The organism is Phycicoccus sp. Soil748, from assembly GCF_001428025.1.
Taxonomy (GTDB): Bacteria; Actinomycetota; Actinomycetes; order Actinomycetales; family Dermatophilaceae; genus Pedococcus.
The window spans coordinates 14,696-27,806 of record NZ_LMSC01000010.1 but is presented as its reverse complement, the minus strand read 5'-3'; the positions used below and the strand labels follow the sequence as shown (position 1 = coordinate 27,806).

Here is a 13,111-nt window from a genome sequence, read left to right as displayed (position 1 = left end):
GGTTCCCCTCGTGCTGGTTCAGTGGTCGTCGAACATGGCGACGACCGGCATCTCGACGGTGTCGACGCCGACGACCGTAGCCTCATCCGGCTTCGAGGGGAGGACGGTTGCCACGTAGTCGCGGATCGCGTCCTCGATGGGGATGTCGTGGCCGGCCCGCTCGGACATGTACCAGCGGTGCTCGAGCACCTCGTGGAAGAGCTCGGCCGGGGCCAGCTTGCCGGCGAGGTCGCGGGGGACCGTGCGCGTGATCGGCTCGTAGATCCGCGCGAGCCAGTCGTGGGCGACGATCTCCTCGTCGTCGTTCTGGCGGTCGGTGCCGGCGCGGTAGGAGTCGAGGTCGTTGAGCAGGCGACGGGCCTGGTTCTCCTCGACGTCGAGCCCGGTGAGGCGCAGCAGGCGCCGGGAGTGGTGACCGGCGTCGACGACCTTGGGCTGGATCGCGATGTGGGTGCCGTCGAAGTCGGTGGAGATGGCCAGCTCGTCGACGTCGAACCCGAGCTCGTTGAGCCGGCGGATGCGCTCGTCGACGCGCCACCGGTCGCCCTTCTCGAACCGCTCGAGGCCGGTGAGCTCGTTCCAGAGCTCGGTGTAGCGGGTGACGATGCGGTTGGAGGTGTCGATGGCGTCCGTGCCGGCCTCCAGGAACCCACCCGCCTCGAGGTCCATGAGCTCGCCGGCGATGTTGACCCGGGCGATGTCGAGGTCGTGCTCGCGCTGCCCGTCGGTCAGCGCCTGGTGCAGCTCACCGGTCTCCGCGTCGACGAGGTAGGCGGCGAACGCCCCGGCGTCGCGGCGGAACAGCGTGTTGGACAGGGAGACGTCGCCCCACCAGAAACCGGTGAGGTGCAGGCGCACCAGCAGGACCGCGAGCGCGTCGATGAGGCGGGTCGAGGTGCCCACGCGCAGCGACTGGCTGAACAGGGCGCGGTAGGGGAGCGAGAACTGCAGGTGCCGGGTGATCAGGCAGGCGTCGAGCGGGTTGCCGTTCACGTCGACGCGGCCGCTGACGACGCCGAAGGGCTCGACGCAGGGCACCTCGATCCGGTTGAGCACCCGCAGCATCTGGTACTCGCGGGCCGCGATGTCCGCCTTGATCTCCTTGACGGCCAGGACGCGGCCGGACAGCTTGACGAACCGCACCACGTGCCGCGAGATGCCTCGGGGGAGCGCGGCCAGGTGCTCCTCGGGCCAGGTCTCCAGCGGGAGCTCCCACGGCAGGTCGAGGAGGGCCGGGTCGGGCCGGGATGCGGTGATGTTCAGGGCCACGGTTCCATGCTCCCAGACGAGTCGTCGCGGGCCGGGCTGCGTCCGCCGCGGGCCGGAAACGGCGCGTGGCCGGCCCCCGGGCTGGGGGCCGGCCACGCGGCGTACACGCTGGTGCGGTCAGTCGCCGAGGCGCTGCCCGGAGCCCGCGTCGAACAGGTGGACGTGGCCGGACTTGGGGGCGAGGTAGACGGTCTCGCCCTTGGCCGGGGGACGGCGGCCGTCGACGCGCGCGATGAACGGGCGCTCGGGGACCTCCGCGCCGGACTCGTCGAAGTCGGCGTGCTGCTTGGCGTTGGTGGAGCCGTAGATGTAGGCGTCCGCGCCGAGCTCCTCGACGACGTCGACCGTCACCGGGATGCCCTGGCCCTCGCTGGTCAGCTCGAGGTCCTCCGGCCGCACGCCGAGGGTGACCTGCTTGCCGCTGGAGGAGTCCAGGCGAGCACGCTCGACCGGGATCTTCGACCCGCCGACCTGGACGCCGCCGTCGGTGACGTCGACGTCGAGCAGGTTCATGGCAGGGGAGCCGATGAAGCCGGCGACGAAGACGTTGTTGGGGTGGTCGTACATGTGGCGCGGGGTGTCGCACTGCATGAGCAGGCCGTCCTTGAGGACCGCGACACGGTCACCCATCGTCATGGCCTCGACCTGGTCGTGGGTGACGTAGACCGTGGTGACCCCGAGGCGACGCTGGAGCGAGGCGATCTGGGTGCGGGTCTGGACGCGGAGCTTGGCGTCGAGGTTGGACAGCGGCTCGTCCATGAGGAAGACCTGGGGCGAGCGGACGATCGCGCGGCCCATGGCGACGCGCTGGCGCTGGCCACCGGACAGCGCCTTCGGCTTGCGCTCGAGGTACTGCTCGAGGTCGAGGATCTTGGCAGCCTCCTCCACGCGCTTGCGGATCTCGCCCTTGTCCACCCCGGCGATCTTGAGCGCGAAGCCCATGTTGTCGGCGACGGTCATGTGCGGGTAGAGCGCGTAGTTCTGGAAGACCATGGCGACGTCGCGGTCCTTGGGGGACAGGTTGGTCACGTCACGGTCGCCGATCCAGATCTTGCCGGCGTTGACCTCCTCCAGACCCGCGAGCATGCGCAGGGAGGTGGACTTGCCACAGCCGGACGGCCCGACGAGGACGAGGAACTCGCCATCCTCGATGTCGATGTTGAGCCTGTCGACAGAGGGCTTGTCGTTGCCGGGGTAGAGGCGGGTGGCCTCGTCGAATTTCACAGTTGCCATGGGCGTCTTTGCCTTTCCTTCACCGGCAGGAACGTGCCGGACGATCCGTTGTAAAGGTGGAGCACCCGGGACGTCGGTGTCCGCGGGTGAGGTCAGTCTGGCCGAGCGAGGCCCGTTGCGCCACCACCCGCCCACGGGATGGCCACGGCTCGATCGCCGGCCGGCCCACGAGCTGACCCACGACGTGGCGACGGGCCACCCGCCGCGGCAGGTGAAACTTCTTGCATGGTGGTGCTCGGGCGCGCTGCAAGTTCTTGCTAGATTGCGCGCAGCCCGCATCACAACACCAGGGGAGGGCGCGTCGTGAAGGCGAGACTGGCCGACATCGCGGCCCACGCGGACGTCAGCGAGGCCACCGTGAGCCGGGTGCTCAACGGCAAGCCGGGCGTGGCCGACTCGACCCGCGAGGCGGTGCTCACCTCCCTCGACGTGCTGGGCTACGACCGCCCCTCGCGGCTGCGGCGCAAGAGCGCCGACCTCGTCGGCCTCATCGTCCCCGAGCTGACCAACCCGATCTTCCCGGCGTTCGCCCAGATCATCGAGACCGCGCTCGCCCGGCACCAGTTCACGCCGGTGCTCTGCACCCAGACGCCGGGCGGGGTGCACGAGGACGAGTACGTACAGATGCTCCTCGACCGCGGCGTGGCTGGGATCATCTACGTCTCCGGCCAGCACGCCGACGTGACCACCGACCCCGAGCGCTACACCAACCTGCGCGAGCGCGGCGTGCCGATCGTGCTCGTCAACGGCTACCACGAGGGCATCGACGCCCCCTTCATCTCCAACGACGACGTCGCCTCGATGGACCTCGCGCTCACCCACCTGGTGCAGCTCGGCCACGCCCGGATCGGCCTGGCCATCGGCCCGGACCGCTACGTCCCCGTCATCCGCAAGATCGCCGGCTTCCGCGCGTCGATGCGCAACCTGCTCGGCCGTGACGACGTCGACGACCTCATCGAGCGGACGATGTTCTCCGTCGAGGGCGGCGACACCGCCGGGGCGCGGCTGCTCGAGAAGGGGTGCACGGCCGTCGTGTGCGGCTCGGACCTCATGGCGCTCGGTGCCATTCGCGCCGTACGCCGCGCCGGGCTGCGGGTGCCAGACGACTTCTCCGTCGTGGGCTACGACGACTCGCCGCTCATCGCGTTCACCGACCCGCCGCTCACGACCGTGCGCCAGAGCGTCCAGGCCATGTCCGAGGCCGCGGTGCATGCCCTGCTCGACGAGATCGCCGGTGAGGCCGCGCCGCGGGCCGAGTACGTCTTTCGACCCGAGCTCGTCGTCCGCGCCTCGACCGGCGCGTCCCCGAAGCGCTAGCCCGTCGTCGCGGCGGCGCTACCCGGTGGCGGCTGCGCTACCCGGTGGCGGCGGCGCGCAGCTCGGCCACCAGTGCGAGCACCTCGGCGGCGTCCTGCGGTCCGTCCACGCGGAACCGCGCGGCGGTGTCGCCCGCCCCCACCTTGACGGTGAGGTCGTCCGCGCCCAGGCACTCGAAGGCGTGCTCGTCGGTGACGTCGTCACCCAGGTAGGCCACGCCCTGCGCCCCGACGGCGTCGCGCAGCACCTCCAGCGCGCTTCCCTTGTCGGCCTCGACCACGCTCATCTCCACGACCTGCTTGCCGTGCAGCACCGACAGGTGGGTATGGCGTGCGGCGACCTGCAGGGCCGCCTCCTCGGCGGCCTGCGCGTCGTCCTCGGCCATGCGCCGGGTGTGCACGACGACCGCGGCGGGCTTGGACTCGAGGTAGACGCCCTCGGGCAGCGAGGCGCACAGCTCCTCCAGCTCGGACACGAGCCGGGCCAGGTGCTCCCGCTGGGCGTCGGTCAGCTCAGGCGCCCCCTGGTCGGCGGCACTGGACTCGCCACCGTGGCTGCCGATCCGCGTGACGTCGCTGTCGGCGAGGCCGGTCAGCTCGGTGAGCGTGGCGAGGTCGCGGCCGGACACCACAGCGGCATACGTGTCGGGCATGGCCGCGAGCCGGCGCAGGTCCTCCACGGTCCCCGGCAGGGGCCGGGACGTCGACGGGTCGAGGACCAGCGGGGCCATCACCCCGTCGAAGTCGGTCGCCACGAGGACACGGTCGTGGGCCACGAGGGCCTCGACGGCCGCTCGCAGGTCGTCCGCGATCACACCCCACCCCGCTCGGGGGCCTTGGCTAGGTTCTCGAGGAAGCGGGCCGCCCAGTGCTGGACGTCGTGGTCGGCGACGCGGCGGCGCATGGCGCGCATGAGGCGGGCCTTCTCCTTCGGCGGGGTCTCGATGGCGCGCATGATCGTCTGCTTGAGGCCCTCGATGTCGTGGGGGTTGCAGACGAACGCCTGGTGCAGCTCGTGGTAGGCGCCGGTGAACTCGGACAGCACGAGCGCGCCGCCGTTGTCGTAGCGGCAGGTGACGTACTCCTTGGCGACGAGGTTCATCCCGTCGCGAAGCGGCGTCACGAGCAGGACGTCGGCGGCGAGGTAGAGCGCCGCCATCTCGTTGCGCGGGTAGGAGTGGTGGAGGTACTGCACGGCCGGCGCGCCGATCGTGCTGAACTCGCCGTTGAGGCGTCCCACCTCGCCCTCGATCTCGGCGCGCAGGTCGCGGTAGGCGTCGACGCGCTCGCGGCTCGGCGTGGCGACCTGGACGAACATCTGCTTCGGCGGGGCCACCCGGCCCTCCTCGAGGAGCTCGCCGTACGCCTTGATCCGGTGCCCGATGCCCTTGGTGTAGTCGAGGCGGTCGACGCCGAGGATGAGGGTCTCGGGGTCGCCCAGCGAGGCGCGGATCTCCTTGGCCCGGGCGTGGGTCTCGGGCTTCTTGGCCAGCTCCTCCAGGCCCTTGAAGTCGATGGAGATCGGTACGGCACTGGCGCGGATGCGGCGAGCACCCTCGGAGCGCGACTCCGAGACGGTGTCGCCCTTGGTGGGCAGGCTCAGCAGCTGGCGGCAGGCGCGGATGAAGTTCTGGGCGTCGGCGACGCGCTGGAACCCGAGGAAGTCGGCCCCGAGCAGTCCCTCGAGGATGGCACGGCGCCACGGCAGCTGGGCGAAGAGCTCGACCGGGGGGAACGGGATGTGGTTGAACCAGCCGATCCGCACGTCCGGGCGCATCTCGCGGACCATCGCCGGCACGAGCTGCAGCTGGTAGTCGTGGACCCAGACCGTGGCGCCCTTGGCCGCGACCTCGCACACGGCCTCGGCGAACCTGCGGTTGACCACCTCGTAGGCCGCGAACCAGTAGCGGTGGAACGTCGCCGAGACGATGACGTCGTGGTAGATCGGCCACAGGGTGTCGTTGCTGAAGCCCTCGTAGTAGTGCGCGACCTCGTCCTCGGAGAGGGCGACCGGGTTGAGGAACATGTCGTCCTGCTCGAACGGCTCGGGTGCCTCGCCGGCCTCGCCCGCCCACCCCACCCAGGCGCCCTCCCGGCCTCGCATCACCGACTCCATGGCGGTCACGAGGCCGCCCGGACTGGTGCGCCACGAGACCTCTCCGTCGGCGTCGACGACACGGTCGACGGGCAGGCGGTTGGCGGCGATCACGAGGTCGAACTTCTGCTTGGTGCGGGGCACTGGCTCATCCACTCCGGGGTCGGGTCTGCGGTCCCCAACCCTATGCCGAGCCCGTCCTGCCGACACCCCCGCCGAGGGTGAGGAACGTGCTCGGTGGCGCGATACCTCCTCTAGCGGTGACCCCCTCGGCGGTCTACGGTCTGAGCATGAGGATCTCCGATGTGGTGCGTCGCAAGGGTGACCAGGTCGTGACCGTCCGCCCGGACGAGTCGGTCGAGAGGCTGCTGGAGCTCCTCCACGAGCACCGCATCGGCGCCCTCGTCGTGAGCGGGGACGGCCACCGCATCGACGGCATCGTCAGCGAGCGCGACATCGTGCGCCACCTGCACAGCGACGGCGCGGCGGTGCTCATCGGGCCGATCTCGGCGATCATGACCGCCGACGTCACGACCTGCGACCCCGACGTCGCCATCGAGGAGCTGGCCCGCACGATGACCGACCAGCGCATCCGCCACGTGCCCGTCGTCGTCGATGGCACGCTGCACGGCATCGTCAGCATCGGTGACATCGTCAAGCACCGGATCGACGAGCTGCAGGCAGAACGTGACCAGCTCGTGGGCTACATCCAGCAGTAGCCTGACCCGTTCCACACAGGCCCCTCCCTTACCGTAGGGGCATGCGGACGGAGGCCCTGGAGGACAGCGACGGCAGCCCCGGCCTACCCGAGGGCCCTCGCGTCGGTCCCTACCGGCTCATCCAGCAGCTCGGCGAGGGCGGTATGGGGGTCGTGCACCTCGCGCTGGCGCCCAACGGCCGCGCCGTCGCGCTCAAGCTCCTGCGCCCGCACGTCGCCCACGACAAGGACGCCCGCACCCGCCTCGCCCGCGAGGTCGACGTGCTCGGCCGGATCCGGGACCCACGGGTGGCGGCGGTCATCGACGCCGACCTCGACGGGGAGCGGCCCTACCTCGTGACGCGCTACGTGCCCGGCCCCCCGCTCGACGAGGTGGTCAAGGAGCACGGGCCCATCCGCGGTGCCGACCTGCTGTCGCTCGGCCGGGGGCTGGCCGAGGCGCTCGATGCCATCCACTCCGCGGACGTCATCCACCGCGACCTCAAGCCCGGCAACGTGCTCATGCTCGACGGTGACCCGGTGCTCATCGACTTCGGCATCGCCCACGTCGCCGACGACGTGCGCATCACCATGACCGGACTGGTCATGGGGACGCCCGGCTACCTCTCGCCCGAGGTCGTCGAAGGGGCGGCGGTCACCGAGGCGACCGACTGGTGGGGCTGGGCGGCGACCCTGACCTTCGCGGCCAGCGGCGCGCCTCCCTTCGGCCGGGGGCCCATGGACGTCGTGCTCAACCGCGTCAGCCGCGGCGAGCCCGACCTCACCGGCGTCGACCCCGCCCTGGCGCCGCTGTTGCAGGCTGCCCTGTCACCGCGGCCCGAGCTGCGTCCCGACGCCGACGAGGTGGTCGAGGCGCTCGAGCGCTACGCCGCCGGCCAGCCGGTGACGCAGGCGCTGCGTACCGATGCCCGCCACACCCAGGTGCTGCAGCAGCCGGCCACCGCGCACTGGGCAGCGCCGCCGGCAGCCGCGACGACCCCGCCCGCGCGCGAGCCGGCGCTGATGGCCCGGGGGCCCGTGGCCCTGCCGGCCGACCGCGATGACTGGGCCGCGCCGTACGCCGACGACGGTCTCGACCGGGGCCTGGGGGACCGGGGCGAGGGCGGCGACCTCGTGCCGTTCGACCTCGACGACGAGGAGGTCTCGGACTGGCAGGCCGCCTGGGAGGGTGAGCCGGGGGAGCCCGACCCGCGGATCGGCCGGGCGCAGCGCACCGGCAGCCTGCTGGCGCTGCTGGCGCTCTTCGTGGCTGCCGCGACCAGCTTCCCGGTCGTGGCAGCCGCCGTTGCGCTGGTCTGGTCCTGGGTCGCGCGCACCGCCGACCGCTCGGTCACCTCGCTCGTGCTCCGCCGCCACCAGAAGGGCCGGCGCCGGTCGGACGTGCCGTTCGCCGTCGCTGCCAGCCCGTGGCACCTCGTTGTAGGTGCCTTCGCGACGGTCGTCAGCGCGATCCTGCCGGTCGTCGTCGGCGTGTGTGCGGTGTTCAGCGCCGCGCTCGCGATGGTGGCGGTCACCGGCGGCTCGCCGGAGCCCAACGCCCGCGGGCCCGTCGCCGCCGGTGCCGTCGTCGCCGGCCTCATGGCGTGGTGGGGCCCCGGGGGGTCCGGTCTGCGCCGCGGCTCGCGCAGCGTGGTGCGCGGTGTCAGCCCTGGCCGCGGAGGGCGCGTCTTCGTGCTCCTGCTCCTGGCCGCTGCGGTCGGGCTCGCGGCCTGGAGCCTCGCCCAGGGCGGGGCTCCGGACTGGTGGCCCTCCCAGAACCCGTCTGCGGTGCTGCCGGGCACGGGTTCCTGATGGTGCAGCAGACCCCGCCGCTGCCTCCCCGGCGGCCGGCGCTGCGGCACAGCCGCATCTGGCGTGGTGAGGACATCACCGACACGCTGCCCATGGTCGACGCGCTGCGGCACACGCCGTACCGCGACGCCCGCGTCCGGCAGGCCGCGGCGGAGGAGCGCGACGCGCGCGCCTCCCTGGACCTCGCGCTGCGGGTGGGCGAGCTGATGCTGCGCTGCGGGGCCGGCGCGCCCCAGGTGGAGTCCTCGGTGATCGCGGTCGCCGCGGCGGCGGGGCTCGACCACCTCGAGGTCGACATCACCCTGCAGTCGCTGCTCGTGCAGTGCACGACCGCGTCCGGCCAGCCGATCACCATGCTGCGGGTCGTGCGGTCGGCGACGCGTGACTTCGCCCGCCTGACTGCGGTGCACGAGTTCGTCGAGAACCTCGTCGCCGGCAGCTACGACCTGGAGGCGGCTGCGGCCCGGCTGCGCGAGATCCGCCGGGCGCCCCGCTTCTGGCCCAGCTGGGCGGTGCGCGGGTCGCTCGGCGTCCTCGCGGCAGCCGTCGCCGTCATGCTCGGTGCCGGTCCGGTCGCCGGCCTCGTCGCCGGGCTCTCGTCGCTCCTCGTGGGGTACGCCGCCCGCACGCTGGGGCGGCACGGCCTGCCGGACTTCTACCAGTCGGCCATCGGTGGCCTGTTCGCCACCGTCATGGCGTGGGGCGCCTTCAGCCTCGGCGCGAACGGTTGGCTGCCGGTGTCGTCGGACGAGTTCGCCTTCATCGTGGCCGGTGGCATCACGGTGCTCCTGCCCGGGCGCACCGTGGCCTCGGCCTTCGAGGACGCCATCTCGGGCTACTCGGTCACCGGGGCGGGGCGGATGTTCGGCGTCTTCCTCACCACCGCCGGGATCATCCTCGGCGTCGCCACCGGGCTGTCGATGACCTTGGCGCTCACCTCGGCGTTCGACCTCCAGCTGGTCTCGCCCTCCGTCATGTCCACCCGGGCGCTCAGTGCGCCCGTCGGGCTGGCGGTGGGCGGCGCGTTCGTCGTCGGGCTCTCGGGAGCGGTGTCGCTGCGCAGCCGCCGAAGGCTGGTCGTCCCGGCCGGGCTGCTGTCAGCCACCGGCGTGGCCGTCTCGCTCGGTGTCGACCGGCTGGAGGCCCTGGGACAGCTCGCGGCTGCCGGGGTCGCGGCGACGGTGCTCGGCTGCGTCGGGCGGCTGGTCGCCCTGCGCATGGGCGCCCCGGCGATGGTCCTGGTCGTGCCCGCGTCCTACGGCCTGCTTCCGGGACTCGCCATCTTCCGCGGCCTCTACGAGATGGTGAACGGCTCGTCGTCCGACTCGGGTTCGCTGTCGCTGCAGGGCGGCATCACGACCCTGCTGGGAGCCATGGCGGTCCTGCTCGCCATCGCCGCCGGCAGCGTGCTGGGCGAGTTCATGGCTGCGCCGTTCGACCGGCGGATGGTGCAGAAGCGCCGGGTACGGCGTCGCTGACGCCTCTCGGGGGGCTCGTCAGGCGCGCGCCTGCTCCACGTCGTGCAGGGGTCGGAACGCGGCGTGGGGCGGGGCACACCTGCCACGGCTCGGTCGTTTGGCCCCATTTCCGCCGACTCGCTTGTCGTCCGGGAGCCGCCCCCTTACGGTTGACCTGCGCATTCGCGCCCCGACAACTCCACACGGCATACCCACCACCATGCACACCCGCAGCGCCGAGCCTCGTCAGGCGGGTGATTCGCCGGAAGATCTCCGGGCACGACGAGGACGGGGGACCCAACTCGACCGCTCCGGCGGCCTTGGGGTGAAGCCGGTACCACCGGCCGGGCACCTGACAGCCCGAACCCGACAGCTCACCTCGCAGGCGCCGGTCAGGAGAGGAACTCCCCCCGCAATGTTCTATGCCCCGAAGCACTCTGCTCGGAAAGCCAAGCCCGTCCGCCGCCGCCTCGCCGGCGTCGCCGTGGCCGGTGCGGCCGCCGTCGCCGGAGGTATGGCGACCACGTCCTCCGCCTCCGCGTCCACCTCCACCGTGTGGGACCGGGTCGCCTCCTGCGAGAGCGGTGGCAACTGGTCGATCAACACCGGCAACGGCTACTACGGCGGCCTGCAGTTCTCCGACAGCACCTGGGACGCCTTCGGCGGTGAGCGCTACGCCTCCACCGCCAACCGTGCCACCAAGGCGCAGCAGATCACCGTCGCCCAGAAGGTGCTCGCCTCGCAGGGCCCGGGCGCATGGCCGACCTGTGGTGCGCGGGCTGGCCTGACCAAGGCCAACGGCGGTGCCGTCAACGCCGGTTCGACCGCGACGCGCGCCTCCCGCTCGTCCGTCCGCTCGGCGCCGGCGCGCTCCGCCGCCCACTCCGTCTCTGCCGGCAAGCTGGTCGTCGACGGCGTGCGCGGCCCCAAGACGAATGCCGCCATCGAGCGCTGGGTCGGCGGGTCCGTCAACGGCACCCTGTCTCGGACGGACGTCAAGGCGCTGCAGCGCAAGGTCGGCTCGGCTCCCGACGGGGTCATCGGCCCGCGCACGGTCCGCGCACTGCAGTCCAAGATCGGCGCCACGCGCAACGGGTCGCACTCCCTCGACCGCGCGACCGTCCGCAGCCTCCAGTCCTACCTCAACCGCCACTGACCCTCGGTGGTCGCCGCCCCACCGGGCGGGTGACCTCCCGTTCGGACCGAAGCGGCCCGGCACCCTCGCGGTGCCGGGCCGCTTCGTCGTGTCGGTACCGGGTCGGGTTACGGGTACGCGCCGCGGCTCACTTCGGTGCCCGCCCCAACTTTCGGCCCAGTGGCCGAAAGTTGGGGAGCAGAGTGCGTCGGGGGTCCCGGGTTTCGGGCGAAGGGCCGAAAGCTGGGCGGGGGAGTGTGTCGCGGCTCGGGTTTGGGGCGAGTGGCCGAAAGCTGAACGGCTGCACACGGCCCGGCACCTCGCGGTGCCGGGCCGCTTCGTCGTGTCGGTACCATCGTGGCCGTCTGCGATGCAGGCGTGCCGGCGTGGCGCAATTGGCAGCGCACCTGTCTTGTAAACAGGGGGTTAGGGGTTCAAGTCCCCTCGTCGGCTCTCTGACCAGCACAAACACCTCAAGCCCCTTCGCCGGAGACGGCAGGTCCATCACTTTGCCCCACGCTTTGAGGTCCGCGGTTGGGGTCGGCCGCCTCCAGAGCCTGCACAACGCGAGGGTCCACGGCGCCCCGTCCGAGGTACACGTCCTGGGTCATCGACACTCGCGAGTGACCTAGCTGGTCGGCGATCATCCGGGCCGTGATGCCCGACCCGTCGAGCACGCTGGCCGTGGTCTTGCGCCACGTGTGGGTCGTGACCCAATCCATGCCGCTGGCCTCCCGGATCTGGAACAACCATCGACTGACGGTGCGGGGCTCCCGGAACCCGCCGTCGACGGTGCCGAACACGGGCTCCTCCGGTCCCACCCCGATCGCAGCCCGACGACGCAGCATCGCCACGCACCAGGTCGGCAGCACCAGAACCCGCTGACCGGCATCGGTCTTCGTCGGCTTGCGAATGAGCCCGCGACCGGTCACCCGGAGCAGGGTCGACGTGACCTCGACGGTGCCGTGGAGCAGGTTGACCTCCGACCACACGACGGCCAGCACCTCCCCGATGCGCAGGCCCGTGGCGAGCATGAACGCGCACAGGTCCGGGAGGTCACGGCTCGTTGCCTTCGGGTCATGGGCGATCGCCAGGAACCATGCCGCCCGCTCCTCCTCCGTGAGGGAGCGCGGCCGACGTCGAGGGGTCGACTTGAGCCGACGAACCTCCCGAGTCGGGTTGAACCGGATCGCACCCTCACGCACCGCCCGACCCATGGCCCCGGAGATGACCGCGCGCGCAGTCCGAGCCGTCGCTGACCCCACCCGCTCGTGCAGGTCGACCAAGAACCGGTCCACCACGGGTGTGGTCACCTGGGTCAGTCGCAGACCACCGAGGCCGGGGGAGACGTGACCCTCCCACTGGCGCCGGTAGGTCTGCAGCGTCCCGGGCGACCGCTGCCCCATCCGCTCCAGCTGCTCGAGGTCGACCATCCACTGCCGGATCGCCTCGTCGAGCGTGTCCCGGCCATTCAGGGTCGAGCTCGCCGAAGCCGCCAACTCCTCCAGCGCCTCCGACACGGCCCGCTGCGCCGCGGCGCGCGAAGGGCCCCAGCGTTCGACCTGCCGGAGGCGACCATCCGTCCCCCGGTACCGCACCCGGCTCCGGTAGCGGACCGCGCCGGCGGCATCGACACGGACCGTCGAAACCGATCCCCACTGGCCCGGCTCCAGAGCGCGGCGCACCATCGCTCAGGCCGCCGTCTTGGTATCGAGCCACGCGAACACGTCGCTCTCCCGGAACCGCAGGTGCCGGCCGATCCGAAAGGCCGGCGGCCCCTCGTGCTTCCAGCGCCAGTCGTAGATCGTCTGGACGGGCACCGAGAGGTACGCCGCGACGTCCTTCACCGTCCACAACGGGTCAAGTCTGTGACACATCTCCAACGTCCTTCCTCGAGTCCAGGTGTCTTGCTTCCGCGCGCTCTTGGTCGTGTTCGCGGGCGGCTGCGGCGGCGGCTTTGGCGAGGGCGGCGTCGCCGGGGGTGTCCCAGNGCTGTAGGTCCATGCTCCGATGACGACGGTGGTGGCTTGGTCGTCGTCCACAGCCAGCAGCTGGGCTTCCATGGCGGCGAGGTCGATGGTGTCGCCGCGGCGGCCT

The 13,111-nt window shown here is 71.8% G+C and carries 12 protein-coding genes, 1 tRNA gene and 1 riboswitch; of the genes, 6 read left to right on the top strand and 7 right to left on the bottom strand.

What is annotated here, in order from left to right; translation table 11 throughout:
* Positions 1-18: 18 nt before the first annotated feature.
* Positions 19-1,269 (bottom strand): DUF4032 domain-containing protein, encoded by a 1,251-nt coding sequence (locus ASG70_RS16115; protein WP_056884882.1) that lies wholly within the window; start codon positions 1,267-1,269, stop codon positions 19-21.
* A gap of 117 nt (positions 1,270-1,386) precedes the next feature.
* Positions 1,387-2,502, bottom strand: a complete 1,116-nt coding sequence (locus ASG70_RS16110) for an ABC transporter ATP-binding protein (protein WP_056884881.1) — start codon at positions 2,500-2,502, stop codon at positions 1,387-1,389.
* 303 nt (positions 2,503-2,805) lie between these two features.
* Here ASG70_RS16110 and ASG70_RS16105 point away from each other — a divergent pair, with 303 nt between their 5' ends.
* Entirely contained in the window at positions 2,806-3,819 is a 1,014-nt protein-coding gene (locus tag ASG70_RS16105) for a LacI family DNA-binding transcriptional regulator (RefSeq protein ID WP_056884880.1), read from the top strand.
* A 37-nt stretch (positions 3,820-3,856) separates the two neighbouring features.
* Here the strand turns inward: ASG70_RS16105 and otsB are convergent, their stop codons facing one another.
* On the bottom strand, positions 3,857-4,633 hold the full coding sequence (gene otsB / locus ASG70_RS16100) for a trehalose-phosphatase (RefSeq protein WP_056884879.1): 777 nt from the start codon (positions 4,631-4,633) through the stop codon (positions 3,857-3,859).
* Positions 4,630-6,057: a trehalose-6-phosphate synthase gene (locus ASG70_RS16095; protein WP_056884878.1), complete on the bottom strand. Its 1,428-nt coding sequence runs from the start codon at positions 6,055-6,057 to the stop codon at positions 4,630-4,632. The genes otsB and ASG70_RS16095 overlap by 4 nt, the downstream gene beginning before the upstream one ends.
* Before the next feature lie 146 nt (positions 6,058-6,203).
* On the opposite strand from ASG70_RS16095, the gene ASG70_RS16090 reads away from it, so the two are divergent.
* From ASG70_RS16090 to ASG70_RS16070, 5 genes are all read left to right on the top strand, one after another.
* Positions 6,204-6,632 (top strand): CBS domain-containing protein, encoded by a 429-nt coding sequence (locus tag ASG70_RS16090; protein ID WP_056884902.1) that lies wholly within the window; start codon positions 6,204-6,206, stop codon positions 6,630-6,632.
* 41 nt (positions 6,633-6,673) lie between these two features.
* Complete coding sequence (locus tag ASG70_RS16085; protein ID WP_056884877.1) at positions 6,674-8,422, top strand: serine/threonine-protein kinase; 1,749 nt, start codon at positions 6,674-6,676, stop codon at positions 8,420-8,422.
* Complete coding sequence (locus ASG70_RS16080; protein ID WP_156400062.1) at positions 8,422-9,900, top strand: threonine/serine exporter ThrE family protein; 1,479 nt, start codon at positions 8,422-8,424, stop codon at positions 9,898-9,900. Before ASG70_RS16085 ends, ASG70_RS16080 begins: the two co-directional genes overlap by 1 nt.
* Positions 9,901-10,103: 203 nt before the next feature.
* A riboswitch (cyclic di-AMP (ydaO/yuaA leader) is annotated at positions 10,104-10,282 on the top strand.
* 12 nt (positions 10,283-10,294) lie between these two features.
* Positions 10,295-11,035, top strand: coding sequence for a transglycosylase family protein (locus ASG70_RS16075; RefSeq protein WP_056884875.1), 741 nt, complete (start codon positions 10,295-10,297; stop codon positions 11,033-11,035).
* 359 nt (positions 11,036-11,394) lie between these two features.
* A tRNA-Thr gene (locus tag ASG70_RS16070) sits at positions 11,395-11,467 on the top strand.
* A 20-nt stretch (positions 11,468-11,487) separates the two neighbouring features.
* Here the strand turns inward: ASG70_RS16070 and ASG70_RS16065 are convergent.
* From ASG70_RS16065 to ASG70_RS20470, 3 genes are all read right to left on the bottom strand, one after another.
* Positions 11,488-12,534 carry a site-specific integrase gene (locus ASG70_RS16065; RefSeq protein ID WP_162253930.1) on the bottom strand — a complete coding sequence of 349 codons (1,047 nt, stop codon included), beginning with the start codon at positions 12,532-12,534 and terminating at the stop codon, positions 11,488-11,490.
* 171 nt (positions 12,535-12,705) lie between these two features.
* Positions 12,706-12,861 (bottom strand): helix-turn-helix domain-containing protein, encoded by a 156-nt coding sequence (locus tag ASG70_RS19735; RefSeq protein ID WP_235531551.1) that lies wholly within the window; start codon positions 12,859-12,861, stop codon positions 12,706-12,708.
* Between the two features lie 144 nt (positions 12,862-13,005).
* A partial coding sequence (locus ASG70_RS20470) for a hypothetical protein (protein WP_369818939.1) occupies positions 13,006-13,111 on the bottom strand: 106 nt, incomplete at both ends.

Coding starts and splice junctions, on each gene's coding strand:
- ASG70_RS16110 (WP_056884881.1), bottom strand. CDS start 2,502: ATGGCAACTGTGAAATTCGACGAGGCCACCCGCCTCTACCCCGGCAAC.
- ASG70_RS16090 (WP_056884902.1), top strand. CDS start 6,204: ATGAGGATCTCCGATGTGGTGCGTCGCAAGGGTGACCAGGTCGTGACC.
- ASG70_RS16085 (WP_056884877.1), top strand. CDS start 6,674: ATGCGGACGGAGGCCCTGGAGGACAGCGACGGCAGCCCCGGCCTACCC.
- ASG70_RS16080 (WP_156400062.1), top strand. CDS start 8,422: ATGGTGCAGCAGACCCCGCCGCTGCCTCCCCGGCGGCCGGCGCTGCGG.
- ASG70_RS16075 (WP_056884875.1), top strand. CDS start 10,295: ATGTTCTATGCCCCGAAGCACTCTGCTCGGAAAGCCAAGCCCGTCCGC.